10 protein-coding genes, 2 tRNA genes and 1 pseudogene are annotated in these 17,011 nt (G+C 71.8%); 9 read left to right on the top strand and 4 right to left on the bottom strand.

From position 1 onward, the window contains the following. Positions 1-202: 202 nt before the first annotated feature. Complete coding sequence (locus ACIPJI_RS28425; protein ID WP_307707297.1) at positions 203-1,072, bottom strand: bifunctional DNA primase/polymerase; 870 nt, start codon at positions 1,070-1,072, stop codon at positions 203-205. Between the two features lie 371 nt (positions 1,073-1,443). Between ACIPJI_RS28425 and ACIPJI_RS28420 the strand changes: the two genes are divergently transcribed. From ACIPJI_RS28420 to ACIPJI_RS28400, 5 genes and pseudogenes are all read left to right on the top strand, one after another. Beyond that, a complete protein-coding gene (locus tag ACIPJI_RS28420) occupies positions 1,444-1,671 on the top strand; it encodes a hypothetical protein (protein ID WP_402249640.1) in 228 nt (75 codons plus the stop codon). A gap of 327 nt (positions 1,672-1,998) precedes the next feature. Further along, positions 1,999-2,877: pseudogene (locus ACIPJI_RS28415) on the top strand (bifunctional MaoC family dehydratase N-terminal/OB-fold nucleic acid binding domain-containing protein); the annotation flags it as partial. A 533-nt stretch (positions 2,878-3,410) separates the two neighbouring features. Then, on the top strand, positions 3,411-4,580 hold the full coding sequence (locus ACIPJI_RS28410) for a lipid-transfer protein (RefSeq protein WP_402249639.1): 1,170 nt from the start codon (positions 3,411-3,413) through the stop codon (positions 4,578-4,580). 123 nt (positions 4,581-4,703) lie between these two features. Beyond that, positions 4,704-5,258 carry a SigE family RNA polymerase sigma factor gene (locus ACIPJI_RS28405; RefSeq protein ID WP_307707295.1) on the top strand — a complete coding sequence of 185 codons (555 nt, stop codon included), beginning with the start codon at positions 4,704-4,706 and terminating at the stop codon, positions 5,256-5,258. A 243-nt stretch (positions 5,259-5,501) separates the two neighbouring features. After that, positions 5,502-7,148, top strand: a complete 1,647-nt coding sequence (locus tag ACIPJI_RS28400; protein WP_356622300.1) for a long-chain fatty acid--CoA ligase — start codon at positions 5,502-5,504, stop codon at positions 7,146-7,148. Positions 7,149-7,261: 113 nt separating this feature from the next. Here ACIPJI_RS28400 and ACIPJI_RS28395 read toward each other — a convergent pair whose 3' ends face one another. Beyond that, the gene (locus ACIPJI_RS28395) at positions 7,262-11,305 is read right to left on the bottom strand and encodes a PAS domain-containing protein (RefSeq protein ID WP_402249637.1); all 4,044 of its coding nucleotides are present in this window, start codon (positions 11,303-11,305) and stop codon (positions 7,262-7,264) included. A gap of 169 nt (positions 11,306-11,474) precedes the next feature. Further along, positions 11,475-11,939 carry an SSI family serine proteinase inhibitor gene (locus tag ACIPJI_RS28390; protein ID WP_307707292.1) on the bottom strand — a complete coding sequence of 155 codons (465 nt, stop codon included), beginning with the start codon at positions 11,937-11,939 and terminating at the stop codon, positions 11,475-11,477. 203 nt (positions 11,940-12,142) lie between these two features. Between ACIPJI_RS28390 and ACIPJI_RS28385 the strand changes: the two genes are divergently transcribed. The 4 genes from ACIPJI_RS28385 to ACIPJI_RS28370 all read left to right on the top strand — a co-directional run bounded on the left by ACIPJI_RS28385 (position 12,143) and on the right by ACIPJI_RS28370 (position 14,814). Beyond that, positions 12,143-12,236 (top strand) — tRNA-Ser (locus ACIPJI_RS28385). Positions 12,237-12,420: 184 nt separating this feature from the next. Next, positions 12,421-12,493 (top strand) — tRNA-Arg (locus ACIPJI_RS28380). A 422-nt stretch (positions 12,494-12,915) separates the two neighbouring features. Continuing rightward, positions 12,916-13,782, top strand: coding sequence for a DUF2797 domain-containing protein (locus tag ACIPJI_RS28375; RefSeq protein ID WP_402249635.1), 867 nt, complete (start codon positions 12,916-12,918; stop codon positions 13,780-13,782). Between the two features lie 135 nt (positions 13,783-13,917). Further along, the gene (locus tag ACIPJI_RS28370; RefSeq protein ID WP_402249634.1) at positions 13,918-14,814 is read left to right on the top strand and encodes an amidohydrolase family protein; all 897 of its coding nucleotides are present in this window, start codon (positions 13,918-13,920) and stop codon (positions 14,812-14,814) included. Between the two features lie 180 nt (positions 14,815-14,994). Here ACIPJI_RS28370 and ACIPJI_RS28365 read toward each other — a convergent pair whose 3' ends face one another. Continuing rightward, a complete protein-coding gene (locus tag ACIPJI_RS28365; RefSeq protein WP_402249632.1) occupies positions 14,995-16,788 on the bottom strand; it encodes a S8 family serine peptidase in 1,794 nt (597 codons plus the stop codon). Positions 16,789-17,011 lie beyond the last annotated feature (223 nt).

The raw sequence follows: 17,011 nt of genomic DNA, 5'->3' as shown, positions 1-17,011 counted from the left end.
CCTCTGGGCGGGGCCCCCGCGGGGCGCCGCCCTGGGGCCCACGCGCACCCGGGGGGGGGGGGCCACCCGCCCCCCCGTGGAGCTGTAATTGGCGGGGGGGGGGGGGGGGCCCGGGTGGGGCCCCCCACCCTCTGCGTTCACCGTGGCGACTGAAGCGGAACTGCGACCGCCGGCGCACCACGAAATGCCGGGCCGGCCGCGGTCAGCGGATGCCGCGGTTCGACGTGAGACGGTCGGCGGACGCGATCGTGGCGCGGGCCTCGCGTTCTGTGAGGCCGGCGCGGACGGCCGCGTCGGTGAGGGCTTCCGTCAGGGAGTCGCCGAGGCCGTTCTCGTAGGCGCGGCATGCCGCCCAGAACAGTCGGGTGTTCCGCTGTCCCTCCTGCGCCGCGAGTACGAACTGGACCAGGCCGTGCCCTTGGCCGTGGGGCGAACCGGCGACGGAACGGGTGCGTGCCGGGGGCGTGATCAGCCGTAGGAGCGCGCGGGGGCAGGGCGCCGGTGCGAGGTGGGCCGTGCCGGGTGCGATGCGGTACGCGCCGTTGGCGGTGACCGAGCCGGGGCCGACGAGATATCCGCCCGTGCCGCGGACGTCTATGCCGGGGGCGAGCCGGCTCGCCGAGTTGGGGACGACGGCGTCGGGCGGCCCCGTCAGCCAAAGGTGGCGGCCTCCGCTGGGCGTGAGGACGGTGACCGTCTCCGGGATGGTGAACAGGTGGCGCAGCGCCAGGTGCTGCAGTTCCGCCATCGAGTCGGTCGAGGACTTGGTGTCGAGATCGATGCCGATCAAGTGGTGCGGCGGACGCCCACAGGCGATGCCGTAACCGGTGGCCCAGGGCGCGGCCGCGAAGAGGGCGCGTACAGCAGCGGGCTCGGTGGTGGCGTCGTGGACGCCATGGCCGGGGAGACCGCATTCGCCCCGGCACAGGACCGGTTGTGGGTCCCCGTGGTGGGGGGAGCGCAGGGCGGGGAGCTTCGTCGCGGACAGGGGAATGACGGGGAGCCCGCGCTCAGCGGCGGAGAGGGCGTGGGCGAGGGCCAGGGTGGCGGTCTGCCGGTCGGTGATGGCCATGGATCCATTTTCGTACAGACGTTCGAAGAAGGGAAGGCGGAGATATGGCGCAAAAGTTGCCGAATCGTATCGCCTCTTGCGGCGCCCGCCCCTGAAGCGATGGTGCCAATCGGTCGATCTTCGGGCAGGAAGAGGGTTTATCGACAAGTCCTCACGCTTGCGAGCGAACCACCCCTACCGGGGCGATTGGTGGTGGATCGCGTGGGCAATTCTGATCTTGCGACGTCGTGATCGAGTCGGGAGCGGCAGGCCAACCGCCCTGCAATCCAAAGCACTTGTGCAGTTCCGGTACATGGAGGAAGTGACATGGCAAGCATCCGTTTCGCCTGCGTTCTCGCCGCCATGCCCCTCGCGTCGCACTGCTCGGCGGGGTGGCCCAGGCCGACAACGACTTCGGGGGCGACGGGTCGAACGGGTCGATGGCGACCGTCGCCGGTAGTGGCGTCTGCGGCGCCGACTTCGGCAATTCGTCCCCCACTGAACAGGTCGCGACAGGGCCGGGGACGAGTGACCAGAGCAATGCCGCCGGGGCCAATGGGCTCGGCTTCACGGTCATCGATCAGGGCAAGGGCACCGTGAATTTCTCGCTTCTGCGGTGACGGCCGGCCCGAGGGGTGGGTGAGCCGGGTGGGGACGATCGCCTGTGCGGCGGTGCTTGGGGACACCGCCGCACAGATGGGTCGCGGGAGGGGCGTGACGGTCCATGGGTGTGGGGGTGTGTCCGGGCCGTCCGGCCGCATGACCTTGACAGGGGCGAGTAGCTGACGGACAGTCAGATTTAGTGAGAGCCGCACGGAGGAGCCCGGCAGAGCGTAGGGAGGCAGGGGCCATCGGAGGCCGCGTGGATCATCACCTCGGGGGAAGGGGTGAGCGATGTGCGGCGCGGACCATGGCGGCGATGCGACCCACATGAAGGAGGGGGAGAGGTGACCGACGGTCTGTACGCACGGCTGAGGACGTACGAGGGGCGGCGCGCCACCCTCTCCGGCGTGGGCAAGGACCTGGTCAACGAGCCGATGATCAGGCACTGGTGCGAGGCGATGGGGGACAGACACCCTGCCTACGCCGGGCCGGGCGCCGTCGCTCCGCCGACGATGCTCCAGGCATGGACGATGAGCGGTCTGTCGGGACACACGGGCCGTAACGCGGCGCATGACGAACTGCTCGAGCTGCTCGACGAGGCCGGGTGCACCTCGGTGGTGGCCACGGACTGCGAGCAGGAGTATCTGCGGCCGTTACGCCCGGGTGACCGGATCACCTTCGACTCGGTGATCGAATCCGTGTCCCAGCGCAAGACGACCAAGCTGGGGACCGGCTACTTCATCACCACGCGGATGGACGTGCGGGCAGGCGGGGAGCCGGCAGGGACGCACCGCTTCCGGATCCTGAAGTACGCACCCAGGAACAGGAAACCGAAGGACGGTCGGCCGCGTCCGGTGATCAACAGGGACAACGCCGGTTTCTGGGAGGGCGTGGCCGAGCGACGGCTGCTCATTCAGCGGTGCGGTGGATGCGGAAAGCCACGGTTTCCCTGGCTGCCGGGGTGCGGTGCCTGTGGCTCGCCTCACTGGGACACGCTGGAGGCGAGCGGCTCGGGAAGCGTCTTCTCCTATGTGGTCATGCACCACCCGCCGTTCCCGGCGTTCGACCCGCCGTTCGCGGTGGGGCTGATCGAGCTGGCCGAGGGCGTGCGGATGGTCAGCAACATCGTGGGTGTGCCGCCCGACAAAGTGCGCATCGGTATGCCGGTGGAGCTCGAATTCCTCGGCGTGGGCGGGGAGTACGAGCTTCCTGTCTTCCGCGGGGTGCCGGGGGCGTCGGCCGACACGGACTCCTCGAAGCCCGGCGTAGCTCCAGACGTGGCCCCTGGCCCGGCCGCCGACCCCGACCCGGCCCCCGGCCAAGACCTCCGCCCGGCCTCCGCAGCCCGCCCGGATCTGCCCCCTACCCTGCGCGTCGGCACGGCCCTGCCTTCGCTGGCCGTTCCCGTCACGCGCACGCTGATCGTCGCGGGAGCCATCGCCTCACGCGACTTCCAGGATGTGCACCACGACGCGGAGATCGCCAAGGAGAAGGGGTCTCCGGACATCTTCATGAACATCCTGACGACCAACGGCCTGGTCGGTCGGTACATCACCGACTGCTTCGGGGACCGCGCCGTCCTGCGCAAGGTGTCCATACGGCTCGGCGCCCCCAACCACCCGGGAGACACGATGGTGCTGAGCGGCACGATCGGCGCGTTCGACGGAACGACCGCCGAGGTGCGGGTCGTCGGCGCCAACAGCCTTGGCAACCACGTCACCGGCACGGTGACAGTGACGATTCCGGAGGTCGCCGTATGAGCATCCGTGAGAGGGACGCCCTTGGCGGGAGGGCGGCCGTCGTCGGCATCGGGGCGACCGAGTTCTCGAAGAACTCCGGCCGCAGCGAGCTCAGGCTCGCCGCCGAGGCCGTGCGCGCCGCGCTGGACGACGCGGGCCTCTCCCCCGCGGACGTCGACGGCATGGTGACCTTCACGATGGACACCAACCCGGAGATCACGGTCGCGCAGGCCGCCGGCATCGGAGAGCTGTCGTTCTTCTCGCGCGTCCATTACGGCGGCGGCGCGGCCTGCGCGACCGTGCAGCAGGCGGCACTGGCGGTTGCCGCGGGTATCGCCGAGGTCGTCGTCTGCTACCGGGCGTTCAACGAGCGGTCCGGGCGGCGCTTCGGTTCCGGCGTGCAGCACAGGGAGCCGTCCGCGGAAGGCGCCGCGCTCGGCTGGAATCTCCCGTTCGGCCTGCTCACGCCCGCATCCTGGGTGGCGATGGCCGCCCAGCGCTATCTGTACGCCTACGGGCTGACACCGGAGGCGTTCGGCCATGTCGCTGTCACCGGCCGGCGTCACGCGGCCACCAACCCCGCCGCGTATTTCTACGGCCGCCCCATCACCCTGGAGGATCACGCCGCCTCCCGCTGGACGGTCGAGCCGCTGCGGCTGCTGGACTGCTGCCAGGAGACCGACGGCGGCCAGGCGATCGTCGTCACCGGTCTCGAGCGGGCACGCGACCTGCGGCGGCCGCCGGCCGTGATCCTCGCCGCCGCCCAGGGCGCGGGCAGAGCCCAGGAGCAGATGACCAGCTTCTACCGCGACGACCTCACCGGCCTCCCCGAGATGGGAGTCGTCGCCCGGCAGTTGTGGCGGACCTCCGGGCTCGCCCCGAGAGACATCGACGTGGGGATCGTCTACGACCACTTCACACCGTTCGTGCTCATGCAGCTCGAGGAGTTCGGCTTCTGCAAGCCCGGAGAGGGGGCCGCGTTCGTGGCGTCGGACATCCTGCCGCTGAACACTCATGGAGGGCAGCTGGGAGAGGCGTATCTGCACGGGATGAACGGCATCGCCGAGGCGGTCAGACAGCTTCGCGGCACGGCGGTGAACCAGATACCCGGTGCGGCCAGGGCCCTGGTCACCGCGGGCACGGGCGTGCCCACCTCGGGACTGGTTCTGGGGGCCGACGGCGAGTAGCCCCTGAGGGTGTCCTCCACCTTCAGGAGGTGGAGCCCGAGGCGCCCCTACAACCTGAGGGGGACACCGCTTCGGGACCTGGGGCCGATCCGCGACGGCGGGGTGCGCTCCTAGCGTTGAGCCATGACCACGCCAGTCTGTACGAGCGCTTCCAAGGCCGCCGCGCCGGTGCCGTCGTACACGCCCTACGCCTCGTTCTCGTCGTACGTACAGGCGCGGGGGCCTGTGCTGCTGCGTACCGCCCGCTCGCTGACGTCGAACGTGAGCGACGCGGAGGATCTCCTGCAGACGGCGCTGACCAAGACGTACGTCGCCTGGGAGCGGATCGAGGACCACCGGGCGCTCGACGGCTATGTCCGCCGGGCACTGCTGAACACGCGGACGTCGCAGTGGCGCAAGCGCAAGGTGGACGAGTTCGTCTGCGACGAGCTGCCCGAGCCGGTGACGGTTCCTCCCACCGACCCGGCCGAGCAGCAGGTGCTGCACGACGCGATGTGGCGCGCGGTGATGAAGCTGCCGGACCGCCAGCGAGCGATGGTCGTGCTCCGCTACTACGAGGATCTGAGCGAGGCGCAGACGGCGGAGGTGCTCGGGGTGTCGATCGGTACGGTCAAGAGCGCCGTGTCACGGGCGCTGGGGAAGCTCCGCGAGGATCCGGAGCTGTCACCGGTCCGCTGACGACCGGTCCCTGACGACCTCCTGCCCGGCCGCCCGTTTCCCGTACGCGGCGGCACGTGCCCGCCCGCATCCGTGCGCCCGCGGCCGCTCAGGTCTGGCCGGATCGTGTGCGCTGTTGTGCGGTGCTGCGCGGTGATGTACGACGATTCATTACCTCCGGGTAGTGACATACCGCGTGGTATGTGCGCAGAATCTTCCCACCTTTTCTGCCACGTAGCGCAACGCGCCCACCGGGAGGACGCCGTGCTGAGCACCATGCAGGACGTACCGCTGACTGTGACCCGCATCCTCCAGCATGGGATGACGATCCACGGGAAATCGCAGATCACCACCTGGACCGGGGAGCCCGAGCCGCAGCGGCGCAGTTTCGCGGAGGCAGGCCGCCGGGCCACCCAGCTGGCCAACGCCCTGCGCGACGAGCTCGGTATCGACGGTGACCAGAGAGTCGCCACCCTCATGTGGAACAACGCCGAGCACGTGGAGGCGTACTTCGCGATTCCCTCCATGGGCGCCGTGCTCCACACGCTCAACCTGCGGCTGCCCGCCGAGCAACTGGTCTGGATCGTCAATCACGCCGCGGACCGCGCCGTGATCGTCAACGGCTCGCTCCTGCCGCTTCTGGCGCCGCTGCTGCCGCATCTGCCGACGATCGAGCACATCGTCGTCTCCGGCCCGGGCGACCGGTCCCTGCTCGCCGACACGGAGGCGCAGGTCCACGAGTACGAGGAGTTGATCGCCGGCCGCCCGACCACGTACGACTGGCCCGAGCTGGACGAGCGCGCCGCCGCGGCCATGTGCTACACCTCCGGCACGACGGGCGACCCCAAGGGCGTCGTCTACTCCCACCGCTCGATCTACCTGCACTCCATGCAGGTCAACATGGCGGAGTCGATGGGCCTGACCGACAAGGACACCACCCTCGTGGTCGTTCCCCAGTTCCATGTGAACGCCTGGGGACTCCCGCACGCCACGTTCATGACCGGCATCAACATGCTGATGCCGGACCGTTTCCTCCAGCCCGCCCCGCTCGCCGAGATGATCGAGCGTGAGAAGCCCCAGCACGCCGCGGCGGTCCCGACGATCTGGCAGGGCCTGCTCGCGGAGGTGACCGCGAACCCGCGCGACCTGAGCTCCATGACGCAGGTCACCATCGGCGGCGCCGCCTGTCCGCCCTCTCTCATGGAGGCCTACGACAAGCTCGGCGTCCGGCTCTGTCAGGCCTGGGGCATGACCGAGACGTCTCCGCTCGGCACCATGGCCCACCCGCCGGCCGGTCTGACCGCCGAGGAGGAGTGGCCGTACCGCATCACGCAGGGCCGCTTCCCGGCGGGCGTCGAGGGGCGGCTGGTCGGCCCCGGCGGCGACCTCCTGCCGTGGGACGGCGAGTCGGCCGGGGAGCTGGAGGTGCGCGGCGCCTGGATCGCGGGTGCGTACTACGGCGGTGCGGGCGGCGAGGACTTCCGGCCCGAGGACAAGTTCAGCGAGGACGGCTGGCTGAAGACCGGCGACGTCGGCGTGATCAGCCCCGACGGCTTCCTGACCCTGACCGACCGGGCCAAGGACGTCATCAAGTCGGGTGGCGAGTGGATCTCCAGTGTCGAGCTCGAGAACGCCCTCATGGCACACCCCGAGGTGGCGGAGGCGGCGGTCGTCGCCGTACCCGACGACAAGTGGGGCGAGCGGCCGCTGGCGACCGTGGTGCTGAAGGAAGGGGCGACGGCGGACTACGAGACGCTCAAGACGTTCCTCGCCGGGAAGATCGCCAAGTGGCAGCTCCCGGAGCGCTGGGCGGTTGTTCCGGCGGTGCCGAAGACGAGTGTGGGCAAGTTCGACAAGAAGGTCATCCGCCGGCAGTACGCGGACGGCGAGCTCGACGTCACGGAGCTGTAGGACTCCGAGCCGCGGGACAAAGAGCGACAGGCACGGAGCCGTAGCCGCTCAGGCAGCGCGAGCAGCAGCGGGAACAGATGGGGCCGGCGGTCGGGACCGCCGGCCCCTTCACGTCAGTTGGTGCCGATCTTCGCCAGCAGGTCCACGATGCGCGCCTGGACCTCGTTGCTCGTCGAGCGTTCCGCGAGGAAGAGCACCGTCTCCCCCGAGGACAGCCGCGGCAGCTCCGCCGGGTCGAGGCCGGCCGAGGTGTAGACGACCAGCGGGGTGCGGTTCAACTGGCCGTTCGCACGCAGCCAGTCGATGATCCCGGCACGTCGGCGGCGCACCTGCATCAGGTCCATCACGACCAGGTTCGGCCGCATCTGGGTGGCGAGGGTGACGGCGTCCGCGTCGGCGCCGGCGCGTGCCACCTGCATGCCGCGCCGTTCCAGCGCGGACGTCAGCGCGAGGGCGATCTCCTCGTGCTCCTCGATCAGCAGCACCCGCGACGGGTGCTGCTCGCTGTCCCTGGGCGCCAGTGCCTTGAGGAGTACGGCGGGATCGGCGCCGTACGCGGCCTCCCGCGTCGCCTGCCCGAGACCGGCCGTCACCAGTACCGGAACCTCGGCGGCCACCGCGGCCTGGCGCAGCGACTGCAGAGCGGTCCGGGTGATCGGCCCGGTGAGGGGGTCCACGAACAGGGCGGCCGGGAACGCCGCGATCTGCGCGTCGACCTCCTCACGCGAGTGCACGACGACGGGCCGGTAGCCACGGTCGCTCAGCGCCTGCTGGGTGGAGACGTCGGGTGCCGGCCACACCAGCAGCCGACGGGGGTTGTCCAGCGGCTCCGGGGGCAGTTCGTCGTCGACCGGCTGCGGCTGCGGCTGGTTGGCGACCTCGACCGCACCTCCGGGCCCGTCCAGCGGCTCGGGCCCCTCCGCACCCTCGTCGGGTGCGCCTATCGCGTAGGACCGCCCCTCGGAGCGGCTGTCCGCGCGGTCGGCGGGGAGCCGCGGACCGTTCTGCGGCACAGCGGGGGGAACGGGGGCGGGCACCGGCGCAGCGGCGGGCTGCGGATGGGGCCGGGCGGCCAGTTCGGGCTGCTCGCCGTCGGGACGTGTGCCGAGTTTTCTGCGGCGGCCGGATCCGAGCGTCTGGTTCTGCTGCTGGGTGAGGTGCTGGGCGAACGGCACGCCCTGGCCCAGGGTGCGCACGCTGAACGCACGCCCCTGCGTGGAGTCGGCGGGTACCGGCTGCTCCTCGGGGAGGGGCTGGGCGACCCGCGCGGCCGCAGGCCGAGGCGCCTGGGCAGGCGGGAGCGCCCCGGGCTGCCGGGCGTTCCCCTCCTGGTGCTGCTGTCCCGCTTCGTCCTGCGGCTGAGCCGGTGCGACGGGCGGCAGGGGCAGTGACACGGAACCGGTGTCCGACACCGGCGCGGGCGGGGCGAAGCCCTGGCCGTCCGACGGGTGCCCGGCTGCGACGGGCGGTTCGGCGGCGGCAGGGACGCCGTCCGGGCCGATGCCGTCCGTGCCGCTGACGGAAGGACCGCCGACGGAAGGACTGTCGGCAGGACCGTGACTGTCGGCAGGACCGCCAGGGAGAGCGGCTTCCTGCCCCCACACGGCCTGACCGGCCGCCGTGGGCCCGGCCGGAGCGTCGCCGGAGACCTGAGCCTGCGGCGGCGGGGTCGGCTGCCCCTCGTTACGGGCCCGCCTGCGCCCGGTCGGCGCCGGGTGCTGCTGCGGAGGCGTGTGATGCGTGGTGTCCGGAACCGCCGCCACGGCGTCGTGCCGTTCAGCCGTCGGGCCCTCGGGCCTGACCGCTCCGGCGGGGATCCGGTCCGCTTCCGCCGGCGGCAGTGCGAACGCGCTCCGCGGTGCCGCGCTCTCGGCCTCGGCCGGTGCCGCTGCCAGCGCTCGCCTGGCGCGCCGGCCGCTGGGCTGCGGCGCCTGCCGGGCCTGCTCGGCGCCCGCCGGTGAGGGCAGGCCGCTCTCGACTGCCCGGCGCGCGCGCCGCCCAGAAGGCGTCGCCTGCAGCCCGTGGGCGTCGACCGGTACACCCTGCGGCGGCACGGTCTCCCCGAGCGCCGCACGTCCGCCCGCGCCTTCCGCGGCGGTCACCACGGAGCCTTCCGCGGGCTGCACGGCCACGGCCGCGTTCTCGGCGGGGCTGGGGCGACCACGCCGCCGTCCGGTCCCCCCGCTGCCGCCCTGGCCCTCGGCCGGGCCTTCGAGGCCGCTCCGGGCAGGTCCCTCACCCGTGTCCTGGGCGGGGATGAGCTCGGCGTCCGGCTGCGTCGCCCGGCGCCGCCCGGTGGGCTGCGTCGCGGCCACCGGGTCCTCCATGGCCACGGGGCTCTCCAGGAAGGCGTCCGTGGAGGCCCGCCGGGCCCGTCGGCGTCCGCCGCCCCCGGTCGTCGTGTTCGCCGAAGCCATGACGGGCCCGGACGGCCTGGACTGCTCGGCCGACTGCTGCGCGGGCAGCGCCGGCAGCTGAGCCGCGGCAGGGGCGGGCCGGGTGACCGTCCCCGCGCCCTCGCCCAGCGGCACCTCGAGCACGTACGCGCTGCCGCTCATCCCCGGCACCTCGTGCGTCTGCAGCACACCGCCGTGCGCCCGTACGATCCCGCGCACGATCGGCTCGTGCACCGGGTCTCCCCCGGCGAACGGCCCGCGCACCTCGATCCGTACGACGTCACCGCGCTGGGCGGCCGCGACGACGACCGTCGAGTCCACGTAGCCGCCACCGGGAGGGAGCTTGGCCTTGCCGGTCGAGTCGACGCCCGCCACGTCCGCCACCAGGTGCGCGAGCGCCGTGGCCAGTCGTGCCCCGTCGACCTCTGCCTCTATCGGCGGCGCGTGCACCGCGAACTGGGCGCGCCCGGGACCGATGAGCTCGATCGCTCCCTCGACGCCGGCCGCGACGACCGCGTCGAGCAGGACGTTGGCCTTCGTCAGCTGTTCCGCGCCGGTGTCGAGCCGCTGATAGCCGAGGACGTTGTCGACGAGCGTCGTCATCCGGGCGTAGCCGGCGGCCAGGTGGTGCAGGATCTGGTTCGCCTCCGGCCACAGCTGTCCGGCCGGGTCGGCCGCCAGCGTGCCCAGCTCGGTGCGCAGTTCCTCCAGCGGGCCGCGCAGCGACTCCCCGAGCACCGCGGTCAGCTGCGCGTGCCGGGCGCTCAGCTCCGCGTACCGCTCGGAGCCGGCTTCCAGCTCGGCCGTGTAGCGGTCGGCCTTGTCCGCGAGCTCGGCCTCGTAGCGCTCGACCTTGTCCGCCAGCTCGGCCTCGTACCGCTCGGTGGTGGCGGCGAGTTCCGCCGTGAGCCGCTCCGTCGTCTCCGTCAGCTCGGCGGCGTGCTTCTCGGCCTGCTCCTCGTAGGGCCGCCGGTCGGTGAACGTCATCACCGCGCCGACCAGCTGGTCCCCGTCGCGTACCGGCGCCGTCGTCAGGTCCACGGCGACCTTGGAGCCGTTCTTCGCCCACAGCACCTGGCCGCGCACCCGGTGCTTGCGCCCGGACTTGAGGGTGTCGGCGAGCGGCGACTCCTCGTACGGGAACGGCTCGCCGTCCGCGCGCGAGTGCAGGATCAGCGGGTGCAGCTCCTGGCCGCCGAGGTCGCTGGCGCGGAACCCGAGGATCTGGGCGGCGGCCGGGTTGACCAGCACGACCCGTCCGTCGGTGTCGGTGCCCACGACGCCCTCGGAGGCCGCCCGGAGGATCATCTCGGTCTGCCGCTGCGAACGCGCCAGCTCCGCCTCGGTGTCGACGGTGCCCGACAGATCGCGGACGACGAGCATCAGCAGCTCGTCGCCGGTGTACGCGTTGAAGGAGTCGTACGCCTCGCGCCCGTCCTCCAGGCTCGCGCTGGTCACCTCGACGGGGAACTCGCCGCCGTCCGTGCGCCGCGCGATCATGCGGGTGGGCTTGGTGCGCCCCCGATGGTCGGCGGAGTCGGGCCGGCGCATCGACCCGGGGATCAGCCGCGAGTCGAACTCGGGCAGCAGATCGAGGAGACCCCGTCCGACCAGAGCGGTCCCCGGGGTCTCGAAAAGCTCGAGGGCGATGGTGTTGGCGTTGACGACCGTGCCGTTGGCATTGACGAGCACGAGCCCGTCCGGAAGGGCGTCGAGTATGGCTGCGAGGCGAGCAGCGCCTCGGGATGGCCTGCTGCTCACGACGACGGTTCCTCCCTGACCTACTGCGTATTGCGGACGGCCGGTCCCATATTGCCCCTCGGGCCTCGGCCTGTCACTGAAGGGAGTCTAAGGGCACCGACCGGGGCTCGGACGGCGGATGAGGGGGAGCTCTCACCAAGGTTGTGTGCACATGACGTACGCCGTCGGCCTATGACCTGGTGTTCGGCAGCACCGGCTCGAGTGTCTGCCACCGCGAGATCTCGCAGCCGTTGCTCCGGTCGAAGGTGGCGTCCACCTGTCGCCCCTGCCAGGTTCCGGTGACCCGCGCCGTGGCCGGCCCGCCGAACTGCTGGGTGCACATCTGGTCCTCGGCCACCGGGGCGAAGGGGTCCTGCTGCTCCCGCGCGAGTTCCTCGAGGCGGTTGCAGGCCGACTCGGCGGAGGGGTGCGTCCCGCCGGCCGGTCCGCATTCGAGCTCGTACCTGCCGTCCGTCCGGGTGTTCCCGGTCGCGGAGACGATCACTGTCAGCCGGTCGGGCTGCTCGGGGGCGGGTCTGTCCAGCAGCGGCAGGGGCAGCGGCGGCGGCGAGAGTACGACCGCCCCGGCGGGGGGCACGGCCGCGGTCAGGGCGGCGACGGACGCGGTCGCGGTGAGGACAAGGCGGCGCAGCATGGGGGCTCCTGAAGATTCACGGGTCCGGCCGGGGGCCCACGACAGGCCCCGGCATGTCTAACGCTGCTCACGCCACGGCGTTGCGCAACCGCAAGCGCTTTGCCCTGCGGGCCCCGGGGCTAGTACCGTGGACGGCGATTGGTGACACGCCCCTGGGCTGTGTCATCATCTGCACGCACCACTCGCGCCCGCGTGAGTGTGCTGGAGGCGTCGCCTAGTCCGGTCTATGGCGCCGCACTGCTAATGCGGTTTGGGTCTTAAAGCCCATCGAGGGTTCAAATCCCTCCGCCTCCGCCAGCTGATCACCGAAGCCCCGGCCACACGGCCGGGGCTTCGGTCGTCCCAGGGGCCGTGCGCGTACACCCGTTCAGGTGTTTTCGCAGGTCAGGTGGGGTGCGGCTAATGGATTTCGCGTCGCGGCGCAGGTCATGTAATGTTGTTCCCGCAACGCCGACCGGGCAGAAAAGCCCGGGAAGCACAAGCACTCGTAGCTTAACGGATAGAGCATCTGACTACGGATCAGAAGGTTGCAGGTTCGAATCCTGCCGAGTGCACACAGACGAGAGGCCCCCGGAGAGATCCGGGGGCCTCTCGCGTTCGCCGTGGTGCCCGGGTGAATCCGGTCCGGGTCGAGGGCCGTTCACCGGCCGGTCCCGGGGCGGCCCCTGCCCGCCCGGCCCCGCCGAGTTCCGTGGGGACAACTCGCCGCGCTGCTTTGCCACCGGCCGCGCCGGCGGAACTCGCGGTGGCTGCCGCTGCGGCCCGCAACGTGTCACCGGCTGTCGATAGGGTCGTCACCGGGCCCTGTATCGGACGGCGCACACGCCTGTGGTTGCGAGAAGGTCGCAGCCGAGAGCGCGGCAGGCGACAGGGCCCCCGGAGAGAGATCCAGGGGCCTCTCGCGTGGGTGGTGCGAAGCGGCGGCCGTCGCGCAGGGGAGGCGAGAGCGACCAGCGTTCACCCTATGGAGGTGGGTATGGGCTGGCGGTGTGCCGGGGTCGGCTGGCCGAGTGGCGCGCGGGTGTGTGTGCTGCGGTGGGAGGGCGGCCGGGTCAGTCCGCTCGTCATCGGCAAGGGCCTCGGCTTCCGGGCGGAGGGCGTCCGCCGCTGTGTCGGTGCGCGGGGGAACGCGTGCCCCATGGCCGCCGTGGTGCCGGGCCGGGCGACCCAGGCGCGATGTCCGGACTGCGCGCGGCTGGACCGGGTGCATTCGGTGGCCGCCGACGCCGTGCCCGACGACCCCCGTACGTACCGGGTGTACCTGGCCTGGTTCGGGCCGGGCATGCTCAAGGTCGGGATCACCGCGGAGGAACGCGGCCCCGCGCGGCTGCTCGAGCAGGGCGCCGTGGTGTTCGCGTGGCTGGGGCGGGGCCCGCTGATGGCGGCGCGGCGCACGGAGGAGCTGCTGCGGGCGGCGCTCGGTGTGCCGGACCGGATCGCGTACGCGCGCAAGCGGGCCGCGCGGGCGGCGTTGCCGGGGCCGGAAGAGCGGGTCGCGGAGGTGGCCGGGCTGCACCGGCGGGCGCTGGCGCTGCCGGGGTGGGCGGAGTCCCTGGAGCCGATCGCGTTCGAGGCGGTGGACCACGTCGGGGTGTTCGGGCTCGACGGGCTGCCCGCCGCCGACGCGGTCGTGCGCGAACTGGTCGACGGCGGGGCGGTCGCGGGCCGGCTGGTCGCCGTGGCCGGGCCCGATCTGCATCTGCGGACGGCAAGCGACGGGATCGTCGTGGTCGACACCCGGCTGATGACCGGGTGGGACCTCGTCGGCGCCGGGGAGGGCGAGGCGCTGACCGTGCCCACGGTCGGTGTGCGGGAGGACGGCGTGCAGGACGGCCTGTTCTGACGGGGCGGGACGGGACTGGCACGTCGTCCGAGGATCCGAAGCCCTCGGAAGCCCGTCGAAGCCCGTGGGACCTCGTCGGATCTCTTCGGTGATCGATCTGGACGCCGGCCGGACCGGGGACGGAAGGTGGCTGCCATGAGCATCGGATCCGCGGACGACGCGGCGGCTGAGGTACGGCGGTTCTGGCAGCGGCTGGGGCTGCCGGGACTCGTGGACGTGCACACGCATTTCATGCCGGAGCCTGTATTGCGCAAGGTGTGGGCCTACTTCGACGCCGTCGGTCCGATGACCGGCATGGAGTGGCCGATCACCTACCGGCACGAGGAGGAGGAACGGGTCGAGCTGCTGCGGGAGTTCGGCGTACGTGCCTTCACCTCGATGATCTATCCGCACAAGCCCGGGATGGCGGCCTGGCTCAACGGATGGGCGGCAGATTTCGCGGCGGGGACGCCGGACTGCGTGCACACGGCGACGTTCTTTCCCGAGGAGGGCGTGGACCGCTATGTGCGGGAGGCGGTCGACGGCGGGGCGCGGATCTTCAAGTCTCATCTTCAGGTGGGGGCGTACGACCCGGGTGACCCGCTGCTGGATCCGGTCTGGGGGCTCCTCGCGGAGGCGCGGCTGCCGGTGGTGATGCACTGCGGTTCGGGTCCCGCCCCCGGTAAGCACACCGGGCCGGAGCCGGCCGGGCGGCTGCTGGCGCGTCATCCCCGGCTGCTGCTGGTGGTGGCGCACATGGGTATGCCCGAGTACGGGGACTTCCTGGACCTGGCCGAGCGCTACGCGGAGGTCCGGCTGGACACGACGATGGCGTTCACGGACTTCAGTGAGGCCTTCGCGCCGTTCCCGGAGGGGGAACGGACGCGGCTGGCGGATCTGGGGGACCGGATCGTGCTGGGTACGGACTTCCCGAACATCCCGTATCCGTATGCGCACCAGTTGCGGGCGCTGGAGCGGCTCGGGCTCGGCGACGACTGGCTGCGTGCCGTCTGCCACGACAACGGCGCCCGGCTGCTTCTCGGAAGCACGTAGAGCCCTCGCGGGAATCGCGGGGCTCACGGAAACCAGGGGGGACACGGGAGGTCCGGCTCACGGAAAACCCGGGCTCAGCCCGGGCTCACGGGAATCGCGGCGATCACGGGGAACGCCAAGGGCCTGCCGATGCCCTCCTCGACATCGGCAGGCCCTGCTGCGGCCCGGGGCTGCGACCTGTCAGAAGGTCAGGCCCCAGGAGTCGATGTAGCCGGTGTCACCGCTGTAGACGTCCGTCACCCGGAGCTTCCAGGTGCCGTTCGCCGCGACGCCGGAGGCGTCGACGGTGTAGGTGGTGATGACGTTGTCGGCGCTGTCGCTGGAGGAGGCGGCCTTCAGCTGGGCGGAGGAGCCGTTCGGGGCGACGAGCTCGATACGCAGGTCACCGCGGTAGGTGTGCTTGATGTCGACGGCGATCTTCAGGGCGGCCGGGGCGTTGCCGCTGATGCCCGTCACCGCGAGGGAGGACGTGACCGGGGTGTTGGTGTCCAAGATGCTCACGTTGGTGGCGTTGGTGAACACGCTGCCGGTGGGCGGCTGAGGGTCGGTGCTGCCGGACGCGCCGAGCGTACGGGCCGCGTCGGCGAGGCCCGCGCCGCAGCCGCCGGAGCAGGTGCCGGGCAGCGTACGGGCGTTGGTCTTGATCGCGGACTCGATCTGGGCGGGCGTCATCGACGGGCTCGCCTGGTTCATCAGCGCGGCGAGGCCGGCGATGTGCGGGGCGGCCATGCTGGTGCCCTGGTAGGCCGTGTAGGTCTCGCTGCCGACGCTGCGGGTGCCGGTGTTGAGCGTGGACCAGATGCCGTTCGCGGAGCTGACCGCGGTCTCGCCGCCGGGGGCGGTGACGTCGACGACGGTGCCGTAGTTCGAGTACGACGCCCGGTTGCCCTCGCGGTCGGAGGCCGCGACGGTGATGACGTTGGTGCAGCTCGCCGGGTTGAAGTTGGCCGCGTTGGCGTTGCTGTTGCCGGCCGCCACGACGACGGTCGTGCCGCGGCTCACCGCGCCGTTGATGGCGCTCTGGGTGCCGGCGTCGCAGGCGCCGCCGCCGCCGAGGCTCATGTTGATGACGTCGGCCGGGTTCGGGTTGGCGGGGACGCCCTGCACCGAACCGCCGGACGACCAGGTGATGGCGTCGATGATGTCGGCCGTCGTGCCGCCGCACTTGCCGAGCACACGGACGGGCTGGACGGTCGCGTTGTACGCGATACCGGCGACGCCCTTGCCGTTGTGGGTGGTGGCGGCGATGGTGCCGGCGACGTGGGTGCCGTGCCAGGAGTTGTTGCTGTCGCGTGCCGGAACGGGCTGGCCGTTGGCGTCGGTGCCGCACTCGCCGCGGGTGACCCAGTCGCCGGGGTCGGCGGCGTTGCTGTCGCGGCCGCCGCCGTCGTTGGCCATGAACGTGTCGGAGATGAAGTCGTATCCGGCGATCACGTTGGCGGCGAGGTCGGAGTGGGCGACGTAACCGGTGTCGATGACGGCGACCTTGACGCCGGAGCCGGTCGCCTTGTCCCACGCTCCGGGGACGTTCATGCCGGCGGTCGCCTCGAACAGGTCCCACTGGCGGCTGTACTCGGAGTCGTTCGGCGTCACGGCGGTGGCGTACATCCGCGTGTCCGGAACGACGTACGCGACGTCCGGGTCGGCGCGGAAGGCGGCCATGACGTCCTCGGAGTCCGCCTTGTCCAGCTCGGCGCCGAGGTCGACCAGGGCGGCTCCGGTGCCCAGGCGCCGGTCGAAGTCGAGGGATTCGCCGGCCTTGCGGCCCTTCGCCTCGGCGTCCTTGGTCGCCGCGTCGTCCGACTTCGCCTCCGCGGCCTGCGACTTGTAGCCGACGATGAGGCGCTCGACGGGCTGGGCGGCCGGGGCCGGGGCCGGTGCGGGGGCGGCCGGCGTGCCGGGTGTGCCCGGAGCGGGGACAGGTGCGGCGATGGAGGTGGCGGCGCCGGCGCACAGAAGGGCGGTGGTGGTCACCGCGAGGAGCGATATGCGAAAGGGTCTGGAACCGTTCAAGGTGCTGCCTTTCAAGTTCGTTCCGGCATGCGGGGACCCGAGTGGGTGGTTCGGGTCATGACAAGCCGGCCTGTGGCCGCGACAGGGAAGCGGGGGGTTGACGGTGACGGCCGTGTGCACGGCGGGTTGGGGGCCCGCCGTGCGGGCACCGGCCGGCCGACGCGAGGTCAGCAGCTCCCCCGCT

It is taken from the genome of Streptomyces sp. NPDC086835 (assembly GCF_044745705.1).
Lineage (GTDB): Bacteria > Actinomycetota > Actinomycetes > Streptomycetales > Streptomycetaceae > Streptomyces.
The sequence above is the reverse complement of the archived record's forward strand: the minus strand, read 5'-3'. Positions and strand labels throughout refer to the sequence as shown.

Excerpts from the sequence above, each read along its gene's own strand:
- ACIPJI_RS28425 (WP_307707297.1), bottom strand. The coding sequence starts at position 1,072 with ATGGCCATCACCGACCGGCAGACCGCCACCCTGGCCCTCGCCCACGCC.
- ACIPJI_RS28410 (WP_402249639.1), top strand. The coding sequence starts at position 3,411 with ATGAGCATCCGTGAGAGGGACGCCCTTGGCGGGAGGGCGGCCGTCGTC.
- ACIPJI_RS28405 (WP_307707295.1), top strand. The coding sequence starts at position 4,704 with ATGACCACGCCAGTCTGTACGAGCGCTTCCAAGGCCGCCGCGCCGGTG.
- ACIPJI_RS28390 (WP_307707292.1), bottom strand. The coding sequence starts at position 11,939 with ATGCTGCGCCGCCTTGTCCTCACCGCGACCGCGTCCGTCGCCGCCCTG.
- ACIPJI_RS28375 (WP_402249635.1), top strand. The coding sequence starts at position 12,916 with ATGGGCTGGCGGTGTGCCGGGGTCGGCTGGCCGAGTGGCGCGCGGGTG.
- ACIPJI_RS28370 (WP_402249634.1), top strand. The coding sequence starts at position 13,918 with ATGAGCATCGGATCCGCGGACGACGCGGCGGCTGAGGTACGGCGGTTC.